22 protein-coding genes are annotated in these 24,358 nt (G+C 69.5%); 9 read left to right on the top strand and 13 right to left on the bottom strand.

Translation table 11 applies throughout. The features are described 5' to 3' along the window. Nucleotides 1-10: 10 nt before the first annotated feature. Nucleotides 11-958: an acetylxylan esterase gene (locus ACIPVN_RS06795; RefSeq protein WP_400441176.1), complete on the bottom strand. Its 948-nt coding sequence runs from the start codon at nucleotides 956-958 to the stop codon at nucleotides 11-13. Beyond that, on the bottom strand, nucleotides 948-3,392 hold the full coding sequence (locus ACIPVN_RS06790; RefSeq protein ID WP_400441173.1) for a glycosyl hydrolase family 95 catalytic domain-containing protein: 2,445 nt from the start codon (nucleotides 3,390-3,392) through the stop codon (nucleotides 948-950). Before ACIPVN_RS06790 ends, ACIPVN_RS06795 begins: the two co-directional genes overlap by 11 nt. A 163-nt stretch (nucleotides 3,393-3,555) precedes the next feature. Here ACIPVN_RS06790 and ACIPVN_RS06785 point away from each other — a divergent pair, with 163 nt between their 5' ends. Further along, on the top strand, nucleotides 3,556-6,027 hold the full coding sequence (locus ACIPVN_RS06785) for a X2-like carbohydrate binding domain-containing protein (protein WP_400441170.1): 2,472 nt from the start codon (nucleotides 3,556-3,558) through the stop codon (nucleotides 6,025-6,027). 235 nt (nucleotides 6,028-6,262) lie between these two features. Here ACIPVN_RS06785 and ACIPVN_RS06780 read toward each other — a convergent pair whose 3' ends face one another. Then, nucleotides 6,263-7,168: a VOC family protein gene (locus ACIPVN_RS06780; RefSeq protein ID WP_400441167.1), complete on the bottom strand. Its 906-nt coding sequence runs from the start codon at nucleotides 7,166-7,168 to the stop codon at nucleotides 6,263-6,265. Nucleotides 7,169-7,416: 248 nt separating this feature from the next. Here ACIPVN_RS06780 and ACIPVN_RS06775 point away from each other — a divergent pair, with 248 nt between their 5' ends. The 3 genes from ACIPVN_RS06775 (at nucleotide 7,417) to ACIPVN_RS06765 (ending at nucleotide 10,551) form a co-directional block, all read left to right on the top strand. Beyond that, nucleotides 7,417-8,424, top strand: a complete 1,008-nt coding sequence (locus ACIPVN_RS06775; RefSeq protein WP_400441164.1) for a TerC family protein — start codon at nucleotides 7,417-7,419, stop codon at nucleotides 8,422-8,424. 107 nt (nucleotides 8,425-8,531) lie between these two features. After that, the gene (locus tag ACIPVN_RS06770) at nucleotides 8,532-9,818 is read left to right on the top strand and encodes a hemolysin family protein (protein WP_400441162.1); all 1,287 of its coding nucleotides are present in this window, start codon (nucleotides 8,532-8,534) and stop codon (nucleotides 9,816-9,818) included. A 121-nt stretch (nucleotides 9,819-9,939) separates the two neighbouring features. Next, the gene (locus ACIPVN_RS06765; protein ID WP_400441159.1) at nucleotides 9,940-10,551 is read left to right on the top strand and encodes a hypothetical protein; all 612 of its coding nucleotides are present in this window, start codon (nucleotides 9,940-9,942) and stop codon (nucleotides 10,549-10,551) included. Nucleotides 10,552-10,572: 21 nt separating this feature from the next. Here the strand turns inward: ACIPVN_RS06765 and ACIPVN_RS06760 are convergent, their stop codons facing one another. From ACIPVN_RS06760 to ACIPVN_RS06735, 6 genes are all read right to left on the bottom strand, one after another. Beyond that, nucleotides 10,573-11,463 carry an SDR family NAD(P)-dependent oxidoreductase gene (locus ACIPVN_RS06760; protein WP_400441157.1) on the bottom strand — a complete coding sequence of 297 codons (891 nt, stop codon included), beginning with the start codon at nucleotides 11,461-11,463 and terminating at the stop codon, nucleotides 10,573-10,575. A gap of 55 nt (nucleotides 11,464-11,518) precedes the next feature. Then, nucleotides 11,519-12,928 (bottom strand): PepSY-associated TM helix domain-containing protein, encoded by a 1,410-nt coding sequence (locus tag ACIPVN_RS06755; RefSeq protein ID WP_400441155.1) that lies wholly within the window; start codon nucleotides 12,926-12,928, stop codon nucleotides 11,519-11,521. Between the two features lie 5 nt (nucleotides 12,929-12,933). Further along, the gene (locus tag ACIPVN_RS06750; protein ID WP_400441152.1) at nucleotides 12,934-14,172 is read right to left on the bottom strand and encodes a Dyp-type peroxidase; all 1,239 of its coding nucleotides are present in this window, start codon (nucleotides 14,170-14,172) and stop codon (nucleotides 12,934-12,936) included. Further along, on the bottom strand, nucleotides 14,172-14,699 hold the full coding sequence (locus ACIPVN_RS06745) for a copper chaperone PCu(A)C (protein WP_400441150.1): 528 nt from the start codon (nucleotides 14,697-14,699) through the stop codon (nucleotides 14,172-14,174). The genes ACIPVN_RS06750 and ACIPVN_RS06745 overlap by 1 nt, the downstream gene beginning before the upstream one ends. 11 nt (nucleotides 14,700-14,710) lie before the next feature. Then, a complete protein-coding gene (locus ACIPVN_RS06740) occupies nucleotides 14,711-15,334 on the bottom strand; it encodes a copper resistance protein CopC (protein WP_400441147.1) in 624 nt (207 codons plus the stop codon). Nucleotides 15,335-15,456: 122 nt separating this feature from the next. After that, nucleotides 15,457-16,062, bottom strand: a complete 606-nt coding sequence (locus ACIPVN_RS06735) for a hypothetical protein (RefSeq protein ID WP_400441145.1) — start codon at nucleotides 16,060-16,062, stop codon at nucleotides 15,457-15,459. Between the two features lie 183 nt (nucleotides 16,063-16,245). On the opposite strand from ACIPVN_RS06735, the gene ACIPVN_RS06730 reads away from it, so the two are divergent. After that, nucleotides 16,246-18,246, top strand: coding sequence for a putative Ig domain-containing protein (locus ACIPVN_RS06730; RefSeq protein ID WP_400441143.1), 2,001 nt, complete (start codon nucleotides 16,246-16,248; stop codon nucleotides 18,244-18,246). A gap of 182 nt (nucleotides 18,247-18,428) precedes the next feature. Here the strand turns inward: ACIPVN_RS06730 and ACIPVN_RS06725 are convergent, their stop codons facing one another. Beyond that, entirely contained in the window at nucleotides 18,429-18,959 is a 531-nt protein-coding gene (locus ACIPVN_RS06725; protein WP_400441140.1) for a small multidrug efflux protein, read from the bottom strand. Nucleotides 18,960-19,070: 111 nt separating this feature from the next. On the opposite strand from ACIPVN_RS06725, the gene ACIPVN_RS06720 reads away from it, so the two are divergent. Genes ACIPVN_RS06720 through ACIPVN_RS06710 form a run of 3 tightly spaced genes read left to right on the top strand, consistent with a single transcriptional unit; the run spans nucleotide 19,071 to nucleotide 21,260 of the window. Continuing rightward, nucleotides 19,071-20,234 (top strand): sensor histidine kinase, encoded by a 1,164-nt coding sequence (locus tag ACIPVN_RS06720; RefSeq protein ID WP_400441137.1) that lies wholly within the window; start codon nucleotides 19,071-19,073, stop codon nucleotides 20,232-20,234. Beyond that, complete coding sequence (locus ACIPVN_RS06715; protein ID WP_400441134.1) at nucleotides 20,231-20,833, top strand: response regulator; 603 nt, start codon at nucleotides 20,231-20,233, stop codon at nucleotides 20,831-20,833. Before ACIPVN_RS06720 ends, ACIPVN_RS06715 begins: the two co-directional genes overlap by 4 nt. A 19-nt stretch (nucleotides 20,834-20,852) precedes the next feature. Further along, the gene (locus ACIPVN_RS06710; protein ID WP_400441131.1) at nucleotides 20,853-21,260 is read left to right on the top strand and encodes an arsenate reductase ArsC; all 408 of its coding nucleotides are present in this window, start codon (nucleotides 20,853-20,855) and stop codon (nucleotides 21,258-21,260) included. A gap of 13 nt (nucleotides 21,261-21,273) precedes the next feature. Here ACIPVN_RS06710 and ACIPVN_RS06705 read toward each other — a convergent pair whose 3' ends face one another. Further along, a complete protein-coding gene (locus ACIPVN_RS06705; RefSeq protein ID WP_400441128.1) occupies nucleotides 21,274-21,954 on the bottom strand; it encodes a cation diffusion facilitator family transporter in 681 nt (226 codons plus the stop codon). Then, entirely contained in the window at nucleotides 21,954-22,283 is a 330-nt protein-coding gene (locus ACIPVN_RS06700; RefSeq protein ID WP_400441125.1) for an ArsR/SmtB family transcription factor, read from the bottom strand. Before ACIPVN_RS06700 ends, ACIPVN_RS06705 begins: the two co-directional genes overlap by 1 nt. A gap of 127 nt (nucleotides 22,284-22,410) precedes the next feature. Between ACIPVN_RS06700 and thrC the strand changes: the two genes are divergently transcribed. Continuing rightward, a complete protein-coding gene (gene thrC / locus ACIPVN_RS06695; RefSeq protein WP_400441122.1) occupies nucleotides 22,411-23,814 on the top strand; it encodes a threonine synthase in 1,404 nt (467 codons plus the stop codon). 48 nt (nucleotides 23,815-23,862) lie between these two features. Here thrC and ACIPVN_RS06690 read toward each other — a convergent pair whose 3' ends face one another. Next, entirely contained in the window at nucleotides 23,863-24,276 is a 414-nt protein-coding gene (locus ACIPVN_RS06690) for a VOC family protein (protein ID WP_400441119.1), read from the bottom strand. Between the last annotated feature and the right edge of the window lie 82 nt (nucleotides 24,277-24,358).

Here is a 24,358-nt window from a genome sequence, read left to right as displayed (position 1 = left end):
CCGTAGCGAATCACGGGCGAAGATGGGCGGCGGCGAACTCGAGGGCGTTCTCCTCGTCGAGGTCGCCGCCGGCCTCGTGGCCGTTGTCGGGCCAGAGCACGACGTGCTTCTCGCCGCCATACGCCGTGAAGGCGGGAAGCACGGATGCCGGAGGCGTGACCCCGTCGCGCAGTCCGGTGCTCAGGAGTGCCGGCGCGTTCGCGCGTTTCGCGTGGTTCACCGCGTCGAAGTAGCGGAGGGTGTCGAGGGCCGCTGCCCGATCGAGCCGGCGGTCGGCGAAGTACTGGGTCAGCAGGGCGTAGGGCGCCTCGGCGCTGAGGTCGGCGGCGCGGTTCAGCTCGCTGAGGAAGGGTGCCTGGATGATCGCGACGGCGAGGTCGGGCACGAGCCCAGTCAGGGCGAGCGCGATGCCCCCGCCCTGACTGGCGCCGACGACGCCCACGCGCGCTGCGTCGACCAGGTCGAGCGATCGGAGGGCTTCGACCGCGCGCACCGCGTCGGCATAGACCCGGCGGTAGTAGTACTCGTGCGGCGAGCGCAGACCGCGGGTGAGGAACCCGCCGGCCGAGGGGCCGCCGTCCGGGTGGTCGTCGTCGGTGTCGCCGTGACCCTGCCCGCGGGCGTCGACGACGAGGTGCGCGTAGCCGGCGGCGGCCCAGCGCAGGTCGCGCAGGGCGTGGCCGCGGCCGTTGCCGTATCCGAAGAACTGCACGAGCCCGGGAAGCGGTGTGGTCCGGGTGTGCGGCACGCGCAGCCAGGCGCGGATCTGCGTACCGCCGAAGCCGGCGAAGGTGACCTCGAACACGTCGATCGCGGTCAACCGGGTCGGGTGCGGCTCGATCGTCACGCCGAGCGGATGCTGTCGGGTCTCGTCGAGCGTCTCCGCCCAGAAGGCGTCGAAGTCGGCGGGCTCGGTCTGCGTGGTCGGGGTGTCGACCGTCACGAACTCACCGCGCATCGGAGGCTCCGCTCAACGACGGGGCGCCGACCGGCACGGCGACGGTGCCGCCGGCGGGCACGGTGAGCGTGACCCGGCTGCGCCCGCACTCGACGTCGACCGTGCGGTCCTCGGCGAGGCGGTTGTGCAGCAGCGCCTCAGTGAGGTGCCCGTCCGACCAGGCGACGTCGGCGACGAGGCCGGTGCGCACTCCGATACCCTGCACCTCGCCCGTCGTCCAGGCGGCGGGCAGCGCGGGCAGCAGCCGCACGACGCCGCCGTGGCTCTGCACGAACATCTCGGCGATCGCGGCCGGGAAGCCGAGGTTCGCGTCGATCTGGAACGGCGGGTGCGTGCTGAAGAGGTTCGGCAGCAGTCCGCCCCATTCCGAGCCGTCGACCGGGCCGTGACGCGTGGCATCGCCGTCGAACGGCGTGAGTGCTTCGTCGAGCAATGAAGCGGCGGTCTCGCCGTCGCCGATGCGGGCCCGCAGGGCGATCTTCCACGCCCATGACCACCCCATCGCCCCGGGCCCACGCGCGTCGAGCAGGCGGATGCCGGCGTCGAACAGTTCGGGCGTGCGCTCGCGCGTCGTCACCTCGAGCGGATACATGCCGAGCACGGGGGTGAGGTGGCGGTGCAGCGGCTCGACCTCGACCACGTCAACGGACCACTCGCTGATGCGCCCGTCGGCGCGGATGCCGACCGGGGCGAGGGCGCCGAGCGCGTTCGTGATCTCGGCCGCGAGGGCCGGGTCGTCGAGGTCGAGGGCGTCGATGGCCTGGAGCGCTCGCTCGAGCAGGCCCTGCACGAGCAGCAGATCGGATGCCGACGTCAGGCCGATCGCCGTGCCCTCGCCGTCCGAGGCGACGAACGAGTTCTCCGGAGAGGTGGAGGGGGAGGTGCGCAGGCGTCCGTCGGCGTCGGGCACGAGCCAATCGAGGCAGAACTCGACGGCGCCGCGCAGTACGGGCCAGATACGTGTGCGCAGAAGATCGCGGTCGCCGCCGAACTCGTAGGCGTCCCAGAGGTTGTGGGTCAGCCAGACCCCGCCCATCATCCAGATCGCCCAGCTCGGGGCGCCGTGGCCACCGCCGACCGGCAGCGCCCAGCCCCACACGTCGCTGTTGTGGTGGGCGACCCAGCCCCGAGCGCCGTAGAGCTCGCGGGCGACGTCGGCGCCGTTCTCGGCGAGCTTCTCGACGAGTGCGAGCAGCGGCTCGAAGGAATCGTCGAGACCGAGCACGGGAGCCGCCCAGTAGTTCATCTCGGTGTTGATGTTGATCGTGTAGTTCGACGACCAGGCCGGGCGCAGCTCGGCGTTCCAGATCCCCTGCAGGTTCGCGGCCGGGCTGCCGGCGCGCGAGCAGGAGGCGAGCAGATACGCGCCGAACTCGGCGATCACGGTCGTCTTGAGTGCGAGGTCATCGCCGCGCAACAGGTCGCGCTCGACGTCCCAGGTGCCCTCGCGCCGGCCGTCGATCGCGAACCGCGCCCGCGTCAGCCGCCGCCGGTCGGCGACGTGCTCGTCGAACAGGAAGGCGGCCTCGTGGCGAGCGGCGGCATCCGCCTGTTCCGCCGCGCGGTTCCGGATCGTCTCTCGCGAGACGTTCCGCCACTCCTCCTCGCTCGCGCCGGCCCACCACGACGCGGCACGAGACGAGGAGGAGAGGAGGATCAGCAGGCGCCGCGCGCCGTGGATGGCGACGCCGTCAGCGGTCGTCTCGACACGGCCGTCGGTGCGCCAGGCGACGGACGCGGCGGCGAAGGCGTCGTAGCCCTCATCGTCGGCGTACCGCAGCGGGGTCTGCACCGGTCCTTCGTGCAGAGGAGCCCCGTCGATCGGAGCGACGACGCCGAGCGTCATCCCGCCGTCGCGAACGTCGAGGCCATCGGTGTGCAGGGGAGTGGTCAGCGCGACGGATGCCGTGAACTCGGCGTCGGCGTCCATCTCGATCACGAGGGCCTGCGCGGGGGCCGAGACCCACGAGCGACGGCGCAGCGTGCCGCCGGGGATGCGCAGCGTCTCGAGGAGCACGGCGTCGTCGAGGTCGAGGACGCGCGCGGGGTCGACGGGGCCGGCATCGGCGATCCGCACGTGCAGGTCGCCGAGCGGCAGGTACTCCTGCGAATAGGGTCCCTCGAACGCCATGAGGAGGTCTTCGGCGCGGCGCACGTCGTCGGCGTCGAGCGCCGCGCGCACCGCGGTGAGCCGTGCGGGGCCCGCGCCCGCGGCGAGCACGTCGCGCAGCGCGCGTGCGGGTCCGTCGGGCGTCCCCGACCAGAGAGTGGAGTCGTTGAGGGCATAGCGCGCCTCGGCGCCGCCGAAGGCCATCGCCCCGATCCGTCCGTTACCGAGAGGGGCGGCTTCCTCCCATCGGGTCGCCGGGGCAGCCCACGAGAGCCGGAGATTTCCGGCGGCGGACGAGGGGTTTTCTGCTGCGGAGAGCGACATCGATCTTCCTGTCAAAACCTCGGATGTTTGCTTGCAGTCTCAGCGTATTCATGATTAATTACCGGTGTCAAGTAATTGGTTGGGCCGTCGGGCCCGGCTGTTTCCTGGGGACAACGCGACGGAGCGCCTGGGGTTTCACCGTCGAAACCACCGAGAGGAAATCATGATCGACACCATCCGTTCGACAGCACGGTTGCGATGGGCGGCGGGCTTGGCCGCCGGCGCACTCGTGCTCGGAGCAGGTGCCGCTTCGGCATCCGCAGCATCCGCCACCGAAGTCTCGGCCTCGCCCGTGGCCGACGCCCTGGCGACGGGCCTCGTCGCCACCACGAACACCGACGAGGAGACCCTCGCAGACAAGCCCTACATGGGCTGGAGCAGCTACAGCATGCAGGTCTACGCCGGTAACGGGCAGGCCTGGATCAGCGCCGACCAGATCATCGCGCAGTCCGATGCCATGCACGAGAAGCTGCAGAGCCACGGCTACGAGTACATCAACATCGACGCCGGCTGGAACGGCAGCAACGACGAGTACGGTCGCCCGATCCCGAACGAGACGTTGTACCCGAACGGCCTGCAGGCCGTGATCGACCACGTGCACGGCAACGGCCAGAAGATCGGACTCTACTTCATCCCCGGCATCTCGGAATCGGTCTACGAAGCTGCGTACCCCGTCTACGGCGCCCCCGAGTGCACGACCGCCGACGTCGTCAAGCGGCCCCTGCAGCAGGCCGACTACTGGGGCATCGGCCACCGCATCGACTTCTCCACCCCCTGCGGTCAGGCCTACATCGACTCGATCGCCGACATGCTCGGCGAGTGGGGCATCGACTTCGTCAAGTTCGACAGCGTGACCCCGGGCTCCGGCGTCGGTGACCTCTCCCTCGACGCCCGCGACGACGTCGCCGCGTGGTCGCAGGCGCTGAAGCGCAACAACATCTGGTTCGAGCTCTCCTGGGCCCTCGACATCCGCTACGCCGACTACTGGAAGGAGCACGCCGACGGCTGGCGCATCGACTGGGACGTCGAGTGCTACTGCGAGAACGAGGCTCTCACCACGTGGGACAACATCGCCCGGCTCTTCCCGAAGGCCGCCGAATGGTGGCGTCACGCGGGGCCGAACTCGGGCTGGAACGACTTCGACTCGCTGAACGTCGGCAACGGCAAGATGGATGGCCTCACCAAGGACGAGCGCCGCACCGCGGCCACGTTCTGGGCCGTCTCGTCGGTGCCGATGTACCTCGGCAACGACATGACGAACCTCGACGACTACGGTCTCGAGCTGCTCACCAACGATGAGGTCATCGCCGTCAACCAGGCCGGGCGACCCGCTCACCCCGTCTCGACCGGTTCGTCGCGCCAGACGTGGTTCTCGACCAACCCCGACGGCTCCGTCACGGTCGCGGTCTTCAACCTCGGACGCACGGATGCCGACATCACCGTCTCGCTCGCCGACCTCGGCGTCGAGGGTGAGGTCAAGGTGCGCGACCTCTGGAAGAAGAAGAACCTGGGCAAGGCGACCGGCGAGTTCGTCGCGACCGACGTGCCCGTGCACGGCACCCGCCTGTTCACCTTCACCCCGGCGAAGAGCAGCACGCTCACCCTCAACGACGACGACGCGCGCCTCACCTACGAGGGCGCATGGACGCGCAACGGCGGCGCCGAGGTGCCCGCCCGCGCCCAGGCCCTGACCGTCTCGTCGTTCGACTCGTCGCAGGGCGGCACGGCTCCCGAGGCCGGCCCGTCGAACGTGCGCACCATCAACAACAACGACCCCGGCATCGTCTACAGCGGCACGTGGAGCCAGAGCGGCGGACGCGGCATGGGCGACTACCAGGACGACGTGCACTACAGCGAGGCCAACGGGTCGGCGTTCGAGTACTCGTTCGTCGGCACCGGGATCGATTGGTTCACCGAGACGCACTCCTCTCAGGGCGAGGCCGAGATCTACCTCGACGGCGTGCTCGTCGACACGGTCGACACCTTCCAGGCCGACGGCCGCGGGGTGCAGCAGCAGGTCTACAGCGTGCGCGATCTTCCGAACGGTTCGCATACCCTGCGCGTTGTGAAGAAGTCGGGCCAGTTCATGCTGAACGACCGCCTCGACATCGTGCAGGAGGGTGTGATCGACGTCGATCATCTCGCGTTCGACCGGGCGGCCCCGGCGGATGCCGTCGTCACGCTGCTGCGCGATCCGAGCGAGCTGCAGAGCATCTCGCGCGACGGCACGACTCTCGTCGACGGTACGGACTACACGATCGCGGATGACGAGATCACGTTCGCGAGCGGGTTCCTCGCGGCGCTGCCCGATGGTGACAGCGGTCTCGAGCTGCGGTTCCGCGGAGACTTCCGCGACGACGTGCACGCCACGGCCGACGACGGAGCGGCGGTCTCGTTCACGTTCAGCGGCAAGAGCCTGACGCTGATCGGCGCCACCGGACCCGATCAGGGCACCGCCGAGATCTACCTCGACGGCAACCTGGTCGACACGGTCGATCTGCACAGTGACGCGCGGCTCACGCAGCAGGTGCTCTTCACGCTCGACGGCGTGAAGAAGGGGGAGCACACGATCAAGGTCGTGAAGACCTCGGGCGACCTGCTCCGCTTCGACAGCGTGTCGTACGTGACGCGGTAGCCCGATGAGACCAGGGGTGCGGGCGGAGTGTGTGCCGCCCGCGCCCCTGTGTCGCCGCCTGCATCGGCCAGCCCCACACGACTTCGGAGATTCGACGCGACGAGCCAGGCGAAGCATCCGTTTCCCCGGCGTTTCCCGCCGAATCTCCGAAGCTGTGCTGCGGCCGGCGGCTCGGGGAACGACGGATGCCGTCAGCCGGAGCGGTCAGGCGGATGTTGCCAGAGAACGGATGCCGTCAGGCGGCCCCGGGTGTGATGACCAGTCGCGTGCCCCACGGATCGGCGAGGCGCAGCGCGCGTCCGTCGTCGGCGCCGTCGACGCCGTGCGCGCGGAGGCGGTCGGCGAGTGCCTCGACGTCGTCGCGGGTCGGCACGACGATACGCACATCGCCCAGGCCGAGCGAGGCGGCCCGCGGGCCCGCTCCTGCGCTCTGCCAGGTGTTCATGCCGATGTGGTGGTGGTAGCCGCCGGCCGAGACGAACAGCGCGGTGCCGAGATCGGCGGTGACGTCGAAGCCGAGCACGCCGACGTAGAACGCCTTCGCCGAGGGGATGTCGCCGACCTGCAGATGCACGTGACCGATCGCCGCCGTGTCACCGGCAGTCGCGGCATCCGCCGTCAGCCACTGCTGCAGGAACGCGTTCGGGTCGAGAGCGAGCGAGGCCATCTGCACCCCGCCGTCGGGCAGGACCGTCCATTCGTCGCGCGGACGGTCGTGGTACAGCTCGAGGCCGTTGCCCTCCGGATCGGTGAAGTAGAACGCCTCGCTGACGAGATGGTCGGCGGAGCCGGTGAACGTCTGCGGTACCCGCTCGGCCATCGACAGGAGGGAAGCCGCGAGTTGGTGCTGATCCTGGAACAGGATCGCCGTGTGATAGAGCCCGGCGCCGCGCGGATTCGCGTCCGGCAGATTCTTCTCCTGGCGCAGCCGCATGATCTTCTGCGAACCGCGACCGAGGGTGGCGGTGGCCCCGGACTGGTCGAGCACGTCGAGCGTGACGGCCTGCTGGTAGTACGCGGTCATGGCGTCGAGATCGCGTACGAGCAATTCGACGGTGTCCATCTGGGTGCCGTCGGGCACGGCGCCAGCCGTCGGAACGGATGCCGCGCGCCAGGCGGCGGCTGACGGTGCACTGCTCATCGGATGCTTCTTCCTCGCGGAGATCGTTGACATTTCAACTAACGCGGCGACCCCTCCTCGCATTCCTCCAGGCACCTCGTCAGGAAGCATCCGCTCGCATGCTTTATAGTGGGATCTACCAAGGGGAGTACTCCGCCACGGTGGTTTCGTCATTACGGATGCGTTCGCATCCCGGGCCGCCGGTTCCTGATCGAAGGAATGGAGAAGACTTTGGCGCTGCTGCCGCATACGCCGAGTCTGGAGTCCTCATGGATGTCACCCCCCTGATCTGGATCATCACGATCGCCGTGACGATCGCGTTCTTCGTGTACGAGTTCTTCGCGCACGTGCGCACGCCCCACGAACCGTCGATCGGTGAGTCCGCGCGCTGGTCGATCTTCTACATCAGCCTCGCGCTGCTCTTCGGCGTCGGCATCGGCGTCGTCTCGGGATGGACCTACGGCGGTGAGTACTTCGCCGGGTACCTCACCGAGAAGGCACTGTCGATCGACAATCTGTTCGTCTTCCTCATCGTGATGACCGGGTTCGCCGTGCCGAAGAAGTACCAGCAGAAGGTGCTGATGATCGGCATCGTGATCGCCCTGATCCTGCGCGGCATCTTCATCGCCGTCGGTGCGACGCTCATCGAGAACTTCTCGTGGATCTTCTACCTCTTCGGCGCGCTCCTGCTCGTGCTCGCCTACCGTCAGGCGTTCAGCAACCACGAGAGCAATCCCGCCAACGGCCGGTTCATGACGTTCGTGCGCCGCCACCTGCCGGTCAGCGACGAGTACAACGGAGACAAGCTCACGGTCGTCAAGAACGGCAAGCGATTCGTCACGCCGATGCTGCTCACGATCATCGCGATCGGCTTCATCGACCTCGTGTTCGCGGTCGACTCGATCCCCGCGATCTACGGACTCACCGACCAGGCGTACATCGTCTTCACCGCGAACGCGTTCGCGCTCATGGGCCTGCGCCAGCTGTACTTCCTCATCGGCGGTCTGCTCGAGCGCCTCGTCTACCTGGCACAGGGGCTCGCGGTCATCCTCGCCTTCATCGGTGTGAAGCTCGTCTTCCACGCTCTGCACGTCAACGAGCTGCCCTTCATCAACGGCGGCGAGAACGTGCTCTGGGCGCCCGAGATCCCGATCTGGTTCTCGCTGCTCTTCATCGGTGCGACCATCGCCGTCGCCACCGTCGCCAGTCTCATCAAGACGCGCCGCGATCCCGCGGCCGTCACCTCCGCAACCGATCTCGCCGATCACGACAAATAAAAGGAGCACTCCTTGAACGCCCACTGTTCTGACTCTTCGGACTCTGACAGTACGAGCGCCCGGTTCACCCCGGGCGCGCACCCCTCGACCTCGCAGGTGACCCGCTGATGGGCGATCTGCTCTGGAACATCGCCCTGGTCTTCGCGTTCGTCCTGATCGGCGGTGTCTTCGCAGCGACGGAGATGGCGCTCGTCACGCTGCGCGAGAGCCAGATCAACGCGATCGGCCTGCGCGGCAGGCGCGGGGCGAAGGTCGCGGCTCTGGCCCGCAATCCCAACACCTTCCTCTCGGCCGTGCAGATCGGCGTCACCGTGGCCGGCTTCGCGTCGGCCGCATACGGCGCCACCTCGATCGCCCCGTCCGTCGCACCGCTCTTCGAGTCGTGGGGCGCCGATCCGGCGATCTCTCTCACGATCGCGACGATCGTACTGACGCTGATCATCGCCTACCTGTCGCTCGTGCTCGGCGAACTCGTGCCCAAGCGGCTCGCGATCCAGCGCAATGCGCAGTTCGCGTATGCGGTGGCCCCCGCGCTCAACGGCTTCGCGATCGTCATGCGTCCGGTGATCTGGCTGCTGTCGGTGTCGACGAACGCACTCGTGCGTCTGCTGGGCGGAGACCCGAACAAGACCGGTGAAGAGCTCAGCGACGAGGAGGTGCGCGACATCGTCGCCTCGCATCAGGGACTCCCCGATGACGAGCGCCGTATCCTCGACGACGTGCTCTCGCTCCGTGGACGCCAGATCAGCGAGGTCATGCGCCCCCGCCCCGAGGTGGTCGCGCTCGACGAGACGGCGACCGCCGCCGAGGCGATGGCCCAGGTGCGAGACCTGCCGTTCTCGCGCTACCCCGTCGCCGACAAATCGATCGACGACATCATCGGCTTCGTGCACGTGCGTGACCTGTTCGAGGCCGCGGGCGACGATCCGTCGCGTCCGGTGCAGACGCTGCTGCGCGAGATCCCCTACATCCCGTCGACGGCCCGCGTGCTGCCGACCCTCACGCGCATGCGCGCGGACGGACACCATATCGCGGTCGTCGTCGACGAGTACGGCGGCACCGACGGGCTCGTCACTCTCGAAGACCTGGTCGAGGAGGTCGTCGGCGAGATCTTCGACGAGTACGACGACGCCGAGACGGATCTCCCGGGTGGAGCCGTCGACGGCCGTCTGAACCTCCAGGACTTCGAGGAGGCGACCGGTCTCGAGCTGCCCCGTGGCTCATCCGACACGATCGCCGGGTTCATCACCGAGCAGCTCGGTCGCCTCGCCGTCGTCGGCGACACGGTCGATGTGCCGGGAGCGACGATCCAGGTCACCGAGCTCGACCGCCGCCGCATCGCCCGCGTGCGGGTGACCCCGCGCGCGGAGGAGGAGGCGGCCCCGATCGCCTGATCGCCGCCCCCTCTTCTCGCCGAACAGAGAGAATCGGATGCCGCGACGGCGGGCGGGGGAACGCGACGTGCACCTGGCGTGCCGATACTCTGGCCGGGACATCGATACGGGGGACACTTCCATGCGCACTTCTCGACTCGCCCTGCTCGCCGCCGCTGCCGGCCTCCTCGCCACGGCGCTCACGGGGTGCACCTTCTCGGCATCCGCCACCGCCTCGCCCGACGAGATCGCGACGCTCGCGGAGGACGCGCTCGAGACCGAGATCGGCCAGCGCCCGGAGATCGACTGCGGCGACGACAGCATCCCGCTCGAAGAGGGCTCCGTCGTGCCGTGTCTGCTGACCGATCCCGCAACGGGCTCCGAGTTCGACGCCGACGTCACGCTGTCGAAGGTCGACGGCACGAACGTCACGGTCTCGGTGCAGGTCGCGGATACCCCGAACAACGCTCCCGCACCCGACCCGAGCGAGAGCCCCGCCACCGATGCAGGCGGCACCCTGACGCTGACCGCCGAGGAGATCGGCGTCACCGCTGCCCGGGCGCTGACCGACGCCGCCGTGCTCCCGAGCCCGAGCGTGCTCTGCCCGGGAGGGTCGCACGAGGTGTCGAACGGCTACAGCCTGGAGTGCACGGCGATCCAGGGCGGCGATCAGTACGCCGCGACCGTCACGATCTCCGAGATCGAGGGGTCGTCGTACTCCGTCAACGTCGTGATCCCGGAGCTCGCCGGCTGATCAGGCTCGCCGGTCGAGCCCTCAGGTCGCGAAGAGGACGCCGGTCGCCGTTTCGGCCGCCGACCACAGCGCCGCTCCGGTCGCGGGTGAGCGCACGGCCTCCGAGGCGGCGACTCGCTTCGGTGCACCCCGGAACTCGAGCAGGCCGCCCGGACCCCAGTAGTCGCCGCCCACGGCATCCGTCGCCGTCGCCGCGTGCACGATCGGTAGCGCTCCGCCGTCCTTCCCCTGCACGACGATGCGCATCGGTGCTGCCAGAGCTCGAATCGGGCGGGAGCCGGTGGCCAGACCCGGGCGTTCGGGGGTGAGCGGATCGACCGCGTAGCCCGGGTGCGCGCAGAGTGCCGAACGCCCGGAACCCGACCACCGACGATCGAGCTCGAATGCGAACGCCATGAGTGCCGCCTTCGAGCGGCCGTACTGACGCAGCGACGATCCGCGCCAGGGTGCGGTGATCCGCGCGGGCTCGAGCTGCGCGAAACGGTGCGCGAGCGAGCCGACCGCCACGACCCGGGCATCGGGCGCGAGTACCCGGTCGAGCTGCGCGATCAGCGCGAAGTGCCCCAAGAAGTTCGTGCCGACCATGAGGTCGAGTCCGTCGGCGGTGCGGGCATCGGGTGTCGCCGCCTTCACACCGGCGTTGCAGATCACCGCGTCGAGCGTCTCGCCGACGTCGGATGCCGCGTGCGCGACGCTCTCGAGCGATCCGAGGTCGAGCGTCAGCACGCGCAGATCGGCGTCGGCCACCCGACCGTGCACCGCGTCGACAGCCGTCGCCGCTCGCTCGGCGGAGCGGCATCCGAGCAGCACGCGCGCCCCGCGGGACGCGAGCTGCTCGACGCACCAGTAGCCGATGCCGGCGTTCGCCCCGGTGACGAGGATCGTGCGGCCGCGCAGGTCGGAGGAGTCCATCTCCCCAACCTACGCGGCCGTCGTTCCCGCCGATGCGGGAGAGCGGATGCCGCGGCTACGCCGAACGCCGCGAGACGAGCCCCGCGACGATGTCCACCAGCACGAACCCCACGAGGGTCCAGCCGACCAGCGGCAGCCACAGGCCCACAGCAGTGCCGACCGCCGCGACGACCGCCAGCCCCCACCACGGAGCATCGCGCAGCAGCCCGGGCGCAGGTAGCGCGCCACCGAATCTCCGTGTCGACCGCGGCGGTCGTCTCTTGCCCCACATCACGTACCCGAGCACGACCATCCCGGCGATCGCTACCGCGATCACGAACAGCACGATCTGGTTCGCGAGACCGAACATCACGCCCATGTGCAGATCGACGCCCCACCGCGCCAGCTTCGCCGGCAGGGAGAACTCTGCGAAGTTGACCCGGTCGACGACCTGCATCGTGGTGCCGTCGATCGCGACGGAGTCGACCTCGGTGGGGTAGCTCGTCTTGATCCCGCGCACGACCCACGCCGAGCCCGGCGCGGCGGGAGGGGCGATCTCCACGAGCCCGGTGTCCACGTTCGTGCGCTGGGCGATCGCGAGCACCGCATCGAAGGTCGCGGGGTTCGCCGCGCCCGTCGGTGCCGACACGGTCCCGTGATGCCCGGCATGCTCGTCGACCGGGGCATTCGCGCCGTCGAGCGCGGTCGTGAGCTGTGGCGTGCCCCAGTCGAGCGAGGCGCGCAGGTTCGAGACGTTCGCGCCGGCGAACTGCGACCACGTGATGCCGGTCGCCGAGAGGAACAGCGCGCCGAGAACGACCCAGACACCGGCCGACGCGTGCCACCCGAACGCCCGGCGGTATCCGGTGTGTTTCGGGTTCGGACGCATCAGATCGCGCTTCGCGCGTGCCGTGCGGATCCGGATGATCCACAGCGCGAGCCCCGCGAGCACGACGATTCCTAGCCAGGATGCCGCCAGCTCGCTGTAGAAGCGTCCGGCCTCACCGAGCTGCAGGTTGCGATGCAGGTTCGAGATCCAGGTGCGAAGCGGCAGCGCACCGCTCGTGCCGTACACCGTGAGGTCTCCGCGGATCTCGCCCGTGCCCGGGTCGACGAACACGGCGCGCGACTCGCTCGCTCCGAGTCCCTCCTGCGCGAACATGATGCGGGTCGTATCGCCCGCCTCCGGCGCAGGACGCACGGCCGACAGCGTCGCCTCGTCGCCGGCGTGCTGCTCGGCGACCTCGATCTGCGCGGCCAGCGTGAGCGGATCGTCCGTCGCCGGCGCATGCAGTTCGCGGGCGTACACGACCTGCTCGAGCGTCGGCGCGAGCGCATAGAGCGCACCGCTGAGCGCCGCCACCAGGATGAACGGCCCCACCAGGATGCCGGCGTAGAAATGCAGCCGCAGCATCAGCGCGCCGAACCAGCGGGGCCGATGGCGGCGCGAAGGGGGAACGGATGCCGGTGCCGGAGGTGCGTCCATGATGCTCACGAGGTCGCTCCCAGCAGCGTCTCGCCGATGAACCCGCCCTCGCGGCATCCGGGTGGGAGGGCGAACACGGCCGAGCCGATCGGCGTCGTCCACTCGTTGAGCAGATCGAGGTCGGCGAGCCTCTGCTGCATGGGTGTGAACTGACGGTCGATGTCTGCCTGGAACGACACGAAGATCAGCCCCGACTCCGACACGCTCGAACCCGCCGGCCGCTCGTCGTAGTTGTACGCGCGACGGAAGATCTTCTCGCCGTCGTCACCGCGCGCCCGCCGCATGTGAGCGAACTGCGGGATCACGGGAAAACCCGCCGCGCCCGTGGCGTCGAAGTCCGGTTCGTCGAACTCCTGCGTGCCGGTGAGCGGTGCGCCGTTCGCGAGCGTGCGGCCGACGGATGCCTCGCGCCCGCTGCGATCCAGGCGATCCCATTTGTCGAGGTCCATGCGGGTCCGCCGCACGACCATCCCGGTGCCACCCGCCATCCATCCGTCGGCCACCCAGACGACGGAGTCGAACTCGGTCGTGCCCGGTTCGGGGTTGGCGGTGCCGTCGACCTGGCCGAACAGGTTGCGCATGGTCGTGCCCGGGCGCTCGGTGCCGTACGCGCGGCGGAAGCCCTGCTGGCTCCAGCGCAGCGACGCGAAGCTGCGGGCGTCCTTCAACAGCATCCGCGCCGCGTGCGCGACGGTGAGCGGATCGTCGGCGGCGATCTGCAGCAGCAGGTCGCCGTCGGAGAATTCCGGCTGCAGACGATCGATCGAGAATGCCGGCAGGGGAGCGAGCCACGTCGGCGCCGCGCCCGCCGCGCGTGCGACGAGGCCCGGGCCGAAACCGAACGTGACGGTCAGGCGTGCGGGGGCGGCGGCGAGCTCCGGTTCGGAGTCCGCGAGTGCCGCCTTCCCCTGCGTGAGCCGGGCGGCATCGTCGGTCAGGATGCGGAGCAGCCGGGTGAGGCCGTCGCGATCCGTCGTGTCGAGCAGATCGAGGGCGAGGAACAGTCCGTGCGCCTGCGCTGCGGTGTCGATCCCGGCTTGATGCGTGCCGTGGAACGGGACGGTCTCCTCGCCGTTCATCGGCGTCGAAGCGGGGGCTGCGGTTCCGGCATCCTGCCGGTTCAGGGCGTAGTCGACCCCGATCGCCGCGACCGCGCCGACACCGGCGACAGCGCCTCCGAGGAGGAACTGCCGCCGGGTCGACCCGGAGCGATCGGAGCGCGCACCCTCGGTGCGCGGGGGCATCAGTGGTCCATGCCCTCGTGGTCGTCGCCCTCGTAGTTCTCGTTGGCGCCGGAGTAGTCCTTCACCGGAGCCGAGAACTCGTAGGTCGAGTCGTCCGCGAATGTCAGTGTGACGGAGACCTCGTCGCCCGCGGTGAGTGCGCCGGCGAGACCCATCAGCATGATGTGGTTCGCGCCGGGCTCGAGCTTCAGCGAGCCGCCGGCGGGGATCGAGAACCCGCCCTCGATCTCGCGCATCACCATCTCGCCCGCCTCGTTCTCGACGGTCTCGTGCAGTTCCACCATGCCGGCGGCCTCGGTCTCGGCCGACACGATCGTGACGGCATCCGTGCCGCTGTTGGTCAGCGTGCCGAATGCCGCGGACATGTCTTCGTCGGTCGCCTTGACCCAGGCGTCCTCGATGGTGACGGTCTCACCCGCCGGTGCCGACTCGGCGGGAGCCTCGGTCGCCGCGCACCCGGTGAGTGCGAGCAGTGAGACGGCGACGAGCGCGGTCAGACGGAACAGGTTGTTCGTAGGGGTGTTCATGGAAATGCCTTTCACTTCTGGTCCGCGGCGTCGCCCTCGGCGGACGCGGCGGGTGCCGTCTTCGGACGGCGGAGGGTTCGATAGAGGACGAGGGCGACGACGGCGATCGTCGCGCCCGCGCCGCCGACGAGCAGCGCACGCAGGCCGCCGTCGGTCTCATCGGTGGACTGGTCCGTGGACTCATCCGAGGCATCCGGAACGTACGCGGGGGCGTCGGCGTCCGTCGGCGCCCCCGCCGTCATCGGTTCGGCGTCGCCGATCGTGAACGGCACGATGCCCGAGATCGGATGCCCGTCCTCCGAGACCACCTGCCAGCGCACCTGGTAGCCGGCGTCGGGCATTCCGGGCTCGACCGCAGCGGTGACGGTGTTGCCCGAGACCTCCACGTCGCCGGTCGCCCAATCGCGGCCGCTCTCGTCGATCACGAGCACGACGGCGCCCTGGGTGGAATCGCCGAGCACGAGCAGTTCGCCCGAATAGGTCAGGGTGATGCTCTCGGGCGCCGTGGCCAGATTCTCGTCGGCTTCGGGCGTGCTGTGGACGAGCGAATCATGGGCGGATGCCGGCACGGCCGTCGCGAACACCGCGACAGCCGCCACCGCCATCCCGACCGCGAATCTGCGGACAGGGGACATGGATGACAGACCTCTCAACGGGCGCCGGGAACCGACGCCGCATGTGCGTTCGGATGCCCGCGCGGCAGCGTGCCGACGCGGGCGTGATCACCGCCCGGCGCAGAGGTGGCCGGGGGTGCGGATCAGATCGCGGAGGAGAGGGGCGGGGCTCGACCGCGCAGGGTCGAGAGCAGCAGCGCATCGCGCAGGGCGACGGGGGACGAGAAGACGGAAGGCGCCGCGAGCGGGCGCACGGGCGCGACGAAGGTCGTCGAGGCGACGCGTCGCTGCACCCAGCGGATGCTCTGCTGCGCCAGGTCGCGCAGACCGAGGAGCAGCCTCTCGCCGCGATGCAGAGCGGCGATCGTGAGGACGGCGGCGACCACGTGGCCGATCCACATCGTGCCGTCGGCGACGACCGCATCCGGGATCGCGCCTGCGGCCGGGAGCACGAGCGGGGCACCGTGCACGTGCGGGGCGACGACGCCCGAGGGTGTGATCGTGCCGAGCACGAAGAGCGTGTGGAACAGGAACTGGCTGACCGCGACCGAGATGCTCAACCGGATGACCGAGAGCCGACGGCCGGCGAGCAGCACGCTCACCATGAACGAGAGCACCCACGGCACGACGATTCCGAGCGGCCCAGGCATCGCCCCGCCCGCGGTGACGTGCCCGGCCAGCGCGACGAAGATCGCCACGGCGGATGCCGCGAACCCGCGCAGGACGGCGGGTCTTCTGGACGGGTGCACGCGTCCATTCTGTCAGGTCGTCCGCGTTCCCCGACCCGCGCTGAGCACCCCGAACGAGAGACCGACCAGAATCTGACGATTTCCCGATCCGGCCTCGTTCCGCGTAACGAATCGCCCGGTCACTCGTCTCTTCCGTGGGGGATGGGTGCGCAGCAAGGGGCTTCGCACTGGGGAGGAATGATCATGCACGCGAAGAAGAAGATAGGGCGCATCGTCCGTGGAGGTGCGGCCGTCGGGCTCGCGCTGGCGGTGTCGATTCCGGCCGCAGGATGGGCCGCGGTGGCACCGGACTCCGGGCCGACCGCCGGTGGTACGACCGTCGAGATCGACTGCGGTGTCGTCCCGTCGATCGACCTGTTCACCGCCGGGGGGATGAACGCGATGATCGTCACCGACGATGACGCCGTGCTCACCTGGGGCGAGGACCGATGGGGGGCGACGGCTCAGGGCGGGAACAGCGCCCCGTGGGCCATCGCCCGGGGGGAGATGCCCGCGGACGCCGACGTCGTCTCCGTCGCCTACGGCCAGCACACCGGCTACGCGGTCACCGCCGACGGAGAGATCTACGCCTGGGGGATGAACGCATCCGGGCAGATCGGGATCGGCTCGTACGCCCAGTGGGAGTATTCGACTCCGGTGAAGGTGCACCGAGGTGAGATTCCCGCGGGAGTGAAGGCGACCGAGGTGGTCTCCGGTTCGGGGCACGTGTCGGTGCTCGCAGACAACGGCTGGGTGTACAGCTGGGGTGAGCCGTCGAGCGGAAACGGCACCAACATCATCCAGACCGAGCCCGTCGCGCTCGCGCAGGGGCAGATCCCTGCCGGTGTGACGATCACCCAGATCGCCAAGGGCAACGGCAACGGATACGCCCTGGGCAGTGACGGATGGATCTACGCGTGGGGGTCGAACTTCCTCGGCGCGACCGGTGACGGCAGCGGTGACTCATCCAGTTCGGTCGTTCGCACGACTCCGGTGCGCATCAGTCAGGGTGCTGTGCCCGCCGGCGTCACCTTCACCCAGGTGGCCGCGGGGTCGTACAACGCCTACGGCGTCGGCACCGACGGGCGCGTCTACTCCTGGGGGAACAACGGCAACGGTGCGCTCGGCATCGGCGACACCTCGGTGCAGTGGGTGACCGAACCCGTGCTCATGGGCGCAGGGGAGATCCCGGCCGGCGTCACGGTCGCGAAGGTCGTGTCGAGCGAACTGCACGCGATGCTGCTCGCCGACGACGGCAACACCTACAGCATCGGACTCAACTCGTCGGGTCAGCTCGGCAACGGCGGCACCACGAACGCCGCGGCGCCCGTGCGCGTCGACATGGCGGATGTTCCGGCCGGAGTCGCCTTCACCGATCTGGCGATCGACTATCGCGCGTCGTACGCCCTCGGCACCGACGGTCGCCTCTACACGTGGGGTGCGCTCGGTGCGGGCGAACCGCCGCTGCTCGGCAGCATGGCGACCGCGGGGACGACGCGTCCTGCCCTCGCGGTGAGCTTCGGCGTGACGGAGGTCACCTTCGACGGCATCCCGGGAACGGATCTCGATGCGTCGGGTTGCCCGATCACCGTCGTCACGCCGCCGCATGGCGACGGCCCGGTCGACGTGGTCGTCACGGCGGGCCTCATCGCCGGGACGACGCCCACGGGGTACCAGGCGCCGACGACCTACCCCGGCGGGTTCACCTACACCGAACCGCCCGTGATCGTCACGCCGACCCTGCCCGGCGGCACGGTCGGGCAGGACTACTCGCAGGTCGCCGAGACCACCGGGCCGGGACCGATCACCCTCGCCGTCACGGCGGGAGCGCTGCCGCCGGGGCTGACGCTCGACCCCACCACGGGTGTCGTCTCGGGTACGCCGACCACCGCGGGCAGCTACACGTTCACCGTGACCGCGACCAACCAGTACGGCACCGATACGCAGGGGTACACGATCGTCATCGACGACGTCGTCGTGCCGCCGACCTCGACGCCGTCTCCGACGACGACGCCGCAGGGCGCGACATCGAATCCGTCAGCCGGCGGGCCGACCGCTGGGGCGACGAGCGCAAGCGGTGGCCTCGCGATCACCGGCGGCACGATGGCCTTCGCGGGTGCCGCCGGTCTGGTCGGTGCACTCTTCACGATCGGCGCCAGTGCCTACCTGATCGTCTCGCGTCGACGGGCTCGCGCCGGTTCGTGAGCGTGGTGGAACAGGAATGAACGAGGGGCGTCAGATTTCCTGACGCCCCTCGTTGCTCTAGACGGGCCCTCCCCGGGGCCCTCAGTGATCTCCCCGATCACGTCGGTGCCTCGGGCACCACACCCGAGGGGCGGCGGTCCCCACATGCCGCCCCTCATCTCCCTCCGGGGATCCGGCCTCACTCAGGCGATCACGTGCACGGCGCCGCCGACGATGATCGTCAGGAGAGTGGTCCAGGCGACGATCGCGAGTCCCTGCCAGAAGAGGATCCGCGACTTGCTCACGCCGGCCGCGGCGAGCATCGTCGCGGTGAACTGCGTCGGCAGGAGCAGCGGGCCGAGCAGGCTCACCCCGGGAACGCCGTAACGATCGAGCGCGTTCTGGAACTTCTGCTTGCGCGGGCTCGCCGCCGTGCCCGGAGTCTCGACCGCCGATGCGTCGCCGCCGGCCGCGACGAGCTGGCGCGAGCGGTTGCGCTGCACGATCGCCTGTCGTGCGCCGGAACCGGCGAGCACGAGCACCAGCACGCAGAGGAAGTTGCCGACGATGCCGGCGAGGGCGGCGACGATCGGGTGGATGCCGCCGATGATGCCGATCGAGGCAGCGCCCTCTCCCTCGATGAACGGGACGGCGCCGGCGAGGGCGACGATGAGCGGCTGCACGAGGTCGGGCACCTGGGCGACGAGGTTCTGGAAGGTCTCGATGAGGTTCATGGATCCAGTTCATCCGCTGCCGTCCGATCGCGGCAGTGCCGCGGTGTCACCGGAATGCACGCGCTCCGCACGCCCGAGGGGTGACAACTGTCACGGCTCTAGGGTGGTGGGGTGAGCACCCCCTCGTCACCCGGAGCCCGCCAACTCGCGCGCGGCATCATCGCCACCTGGTGGTACACGGTGTCGGGCGTGCTGTTCCTCGAACTCATGCTGGTGTTCTTCTGGACGGTGCTCGCGTTGGCCGAGCCCGCGAGCATCGTGCCCGGCATGATCGTGGCCGTCGGCGGCCTGATCTGGTGGGCATCCACCGCCCTCCTCCTGCGGGACTACCGGCATCGTGTCGATGCCGAGCCCGGCGTCGCGTGGCGGAGCATCCTTCTGCCGATGACCGTCGCGGTGGCGTTCGGCGTGGTCGCGGGCATCGCTCTCGGCAGTTGGCAGCTCGCGCTCATGCCCATCGTGCAGTCGCTCGCGCTGCTCAACTGGCCGGCCGGTGTGCGGTACCGCGTGACCATCGCGGCGGTGCTGGTCATGGGGGCGCTCGGATTCATCGATGCCCACGACGAGGCGGCAGCCGTGTGGTGGATGCCGATCTTCTACACCACGCTCCTGCCGATCATGACGGTGAGCACGCTGTGGTGGTGGGATGTCCTCAATACGCTCGACCGCGCCAGAGCCTCCGAGGTCAGGCTCGCGGCCACCCAGGAACGTCTGCGCGTCGCCACCGACGTGCATGACCTGCAGGGGCACCATCTGCAGGTGATCGCGCTGCAGCTCGAACTCGCCGAGCGACTCATGCCGGTCGATGCGGATGCCGGCATGGAGCAGCTCCGCGCCGCGCGTGCCAGCGTCGACGACGCACGGCAGGGCACGCGCGACCTCGCCACCCGCTTCCGCTCCGTGCCGCTGGGCGACGAACTCGCCAACGCCCGCGACCTGCTCACCGCCGCGGGCCTCGAGGTCGAGGCGCGCATCCCCCCGGACGCGGCATCGGCCCCGGCATCCGCCCTCGGACCCGTGATCCGCGAGACGACCACGAATGCGCTGCGCCACGGGGGCGGCGCGCGGGCGCGGCTCTCCCTGGCCCGGGACGGATCGGACTGGCGGTACACGATCGCGAACGACCGTGTCGAGGGCGAGATCTCGGATACCGGGGGCTCCGGTCTGGACGGCATCCGTCGCCGTCTCGCCGAGGTCGGCGGCGCGCTCGACGTGCACGACGACGGCGAGGAGTTCGTCGTCACCGCGACCGTCCCGGCGGAGGAGGCGCGATGATCCGCGTGCTGCTGGCCGATGACGAGGGCATGATCCGGTCGGCGCTCGCCGCGTTGCTGCGACTCGAAGACGACATCGACGTGGTTGCGGAGTGCGGCGACGGCGATGAAGCGGTGGCCGAGGCGCTGCGCCTCGAACCCGACGTGTGCCTGCTCGACCTCGAGATGCCGGGCCTCGACGGCGTGCAGGTCGCCGAGCGGCTGAACCGCACCATCGTGACCCGCTGCGTCGTCGTCACCCGCCACGCGCGGCCGGGGGTGCTGCGCCGTGCGCTGGCATCGGGGGTGTCGGGCTTCCTGCCCAAGTCCCGCGGAGCGAACGAGGTCGCAGCGGTCATTCGCAAGGTCGCGGCCGGGGGCAAGTACGTCGATCCGGAGATCGCCGCCGATGCCCTCAGCGACGAGCGTTCGCCGCTGACCGATCGCGAGCTCGACGTGCTGCGCGCCGGGCGACGCGGCGAGACGACCGGGCAGATCGCCCGCACCCTCTCCCTCGCTCCGGGCACCGTGCGCAATCACGTCTCGGCGATCCTCGGCAAGCTCTCGGTCGCGACCCGCCAGCAGGCGGTTCTCCTCGCCGAGGAGCGCGGGTGGATCTGACCCGCCTATCCTGGGAATCATGACCTCCGCTGCTGCCACTCCCTCGGTTCTGTTCGTCTGCGTGCACAACGCCGGGCGCTCGCAGATGGCCGCAGGATTCCTGCGCGACATCGCGGGAGACCGCATCGAGGTGCGCTCGGCCGGATCGATGCCCGCCGACGCGATCAACCCGGTCGCGGTCGAGGCGATGAGCGAGCTCGGCATCGACATCACCGCAGAGCAGCCGAAAGTGCTCACGACCGAGGCCGTCCAGGCATCCGATGTCGTCATCACGATGGGGTGCGGTGACGCCTGCCCGTTCTTCCCCGGCAAGCGCTACGAGGACTGGAAGCTCGACGACCCGGCCGGTCAGGGGATCGACGCGGTGCGTCCGATCCGCGACGAGATCCGCGCACGGATCGAGAGCCTCGTCTCCGAACTCCTCTGATCGCCCGCGCGCCTCAGCGCGCGTGATCGTGGTCGCGGTCGTGCTCGTCTTCGTGGCCGTCCTCCAGGATCATCCCGACCGACGTCGCGCAGGCGTCGCCCTGCCAGGCCTCCCACCCCTCGCGCACGGCGAATGCGGCGATGACGAGGCCGGCGACGGCATCCGCCCACCACCATCCGAGCAGGCTGTTCAGTACGAGACCCGCGAGCACGGCGGCCGAGAGATACGTGCAGATGAGGGTCTGCTTCGAGTCGGCGACGGCGGTGGCGGAGCCGACCTCGCGGCCCGCGCGGCGCTCGGCGAGCGATAGGAACGGCATGACCGCAACGCTCACCGCCGTGAGGACGATGCCGATGGTGCTGTGCTCGGGGCGCTCAGCGGTGGCGAGAGCGAGCAGGGAAGTCGTCGTGACATACGCGGCGAGCAGGAAGAACGCGACGGCGATCACCCGCAGGGTGGGCTTCTCCCACCTCTCGGGATCGCGCCTGGTGAACTGCCAGGCGACAGCCGCTGCCGACAGCACCTCGATCGTCGAGTCGAGCCCGAACCCGATCAGGGCCGTCGACGAGGCGACGGTTCCCGCGGTGATGGCGATCACGGCCTCGACGAGGTTGTAGCCGATCGTGATCGCGACGATCAGGCGGATGCGCCGGTGCAGGGTGTCGCGCCGTCCCCGCGTGAGTGCGGCCGACATCAGCAGGTGCACCCCTCGCCGTCGCAGCATCCGGGTTCGACGATCAGCACGACCCGCAGGAGCTCGTCGAGCGCGGGCGCCAGGTGCGGGTCGGTGAGCCGGTAGCGGCTACGTCGTCCATCGGGAACGCTCTCGACCAGGCCGCAGCTGCGCAGGCAGGCGAGGTGGTTCGACATGACCTGGCGAGAGACCCCGAGGCCGTCTGCGAGGTCCGCGGGGAAGGAGTCGCCGGCGCGCAGAGCGAGCAGGATGCCAGCACGGGTCGGGTCCGAGAAGGCGTGCCCCAGGCGGGCGAGGGCCGCGGTGTGCGAGAGCGTGGCGGTGGTCATGGTCTGAGAGTACATTTTTCTCTGAATTAATCAAAACGTGTACTCAGGGGCATCCGTCATCGCGTCGTCGAGGCGTCCGACGTCCTGCGAGAATGGACGTGCCGAAGTCCCGAACCGAGGAGCCAACGTGCAGTTCATCTCCACCCGCGGCGGCATGCAGCCGCAGCCGTTCAGCGAGACGCTGTTGGAGGGCCTCGCCCCCGACGGAGGGCTCGCGGTCCCGGCCGAGATGCCGACCGTCGACACCGAGACGCTCGAGCGCTGGCGAGCGTTGACCTACCCGCAGCTCGCGACCGAGGTGCTCGGCCTCTTCGCCACCGACATCCCGCGCGAAGACCTCGCGCGCATGACCGAGGCGGCCTACGCGCCGTTCCCGGGCGATGTCGTCCCGCTGCGCTCGATCGGCGACGGACTCACGCTCGTCGGCCTCTCGGAGGGTCCCACGCTCGCCTTCAAGGACATGGCGATGCAGTTCCTCGGGCAGGTGCTCGAGTACGCGCTGGAGCGCAAGGGGTCCGTGCTCAACATCCTCGGAGCGACCTCGGGCGACACCGGATCCGCCGCCGAGCACGCGCTGCGCGGCAAAGACCGCGTCTCGGTGTTCATGCTCTCGCCGCAGGGCCGCATGAGTGCGTTCCAGCGGGCTCAGATGTTCTCGCTCGACGACGACAACGTGCACAACATCGCGATCGAGGGTGTCTTCGACGACTGCCAGAACCTCGTCAAGCGCCTCGCGGGTGACCTCGACTTCAAGCGGGCGCAGAACCTCGGAGCCGTGAACTCGATCAACCTCGCGCGCATCATCGCGCAGATCGTCTACTACTTCTGGGCGTGGCTGCGGGCGACGGATGCCGAGGGCCCGACCGAGGTGTCGTTCACGGTGCCGTCGGGCAACTTCGGCAACATCTGCTCCGGTTTCTTCGCGAAGCAGATGGGGTTGCCGATCCGTCGTCTCGTGCTCGCCGCCAACGAGAACAACGTGCTCGACGAGTTCTTCCGCACCGGTGTCTACCGGCCGCGCAACGCCGCGCAGACGCTGGCCACGTCGAGCCCGTCGATGGACATCTCGAAGGCCTCGAACCTCGAGCGCTTCATCTTCGAGCTCGTCGGTCGTGATCCCGAGCGCGTCGTCGAGGCCTGGCGCGACCTCGACGAGCAGGGCTACTTCGACTTCGCCGGCGATCAGCCGCGCTTCGCGCTCGAGTACGGGATCGTCAGCGGCACATCGACGCACGCCGACCGCCTCGAGACCATCCGTTCGGTCTACGCCTCGACCGAGGAGATCATCGATCCCCACACCGCCGACGGCGTGAAAGTGGCGCGCCAGTACGTGGAGGAGGGTGTGCCCATGCTCGTTCTCGAAACCGCGAAGCCGCACAAGTTCGCCGAGACGATCAACGAGGCGATCGGCGTGGAGCTCGACTACTCGAAGGAACTCCGCGAGATGCTCGGCGCACCGCAGCACGTGACGGAGATGGCCGACGACGAGCATGCGCTGCGGGCGTTCATCGAGGCGAACGCCCTGCGCTGACCCGCTGGGTCCCTGAGCCTGTCGAAGGGCCCCAGCATCACGAGAGGGTCACGCCTCGGGGTCGCCGTGCAGCATCCACGCGATGCCGAAGCGGTCGACGAGCATCCCGAACGTGCCACCCCACGGGGGAACGTCGAGCGGCATGGTGATCGTCGCGCCGTCGGCGAGCCGGTCCCAGACCTCCTGTGTGCGGGCCCGCGTGTTGCCGCTGAGTGAGACCGAGATCCCCGCAGGCTCCTCGTACGGCATTCCATCAGGGGTGTCGGATGCCATGAGCACCAGGCCGTCGGGTGTGGTGAGCTGCGCGTGCATGATCAGGTCCCGCTGGCTCGGATCCTGGACCATGTCGGGGAAGTCGCCGAACACGGTGATGTCGAGGTCGCCGCCGAGCACGCTTCGATAGAACTCCATCGCGGAGCGGGCTTCGGTGCGGAACGACAGGTACGGGTTGAGATTCGCCATGACTGCTCCTGAGAAGAGGGATGCCTGCGGGCCGAGGCACGCCCAGTCTGCGTCGGTCGGCCACCGCGCACAAGGGAGATCT

Origin of the sequence: Microbacterium sp. NPDC090003 (assembly GCF_044748385.1) — a bacterium.
Lineage (GTDB): Bacteria > Actinomycetota > Actinomycetes > Actinomycetales > Microbacteriaceae > Microbacterium.
This window is presented reverse-complemented; position numbering and strand designations above follow the sequence as displayed.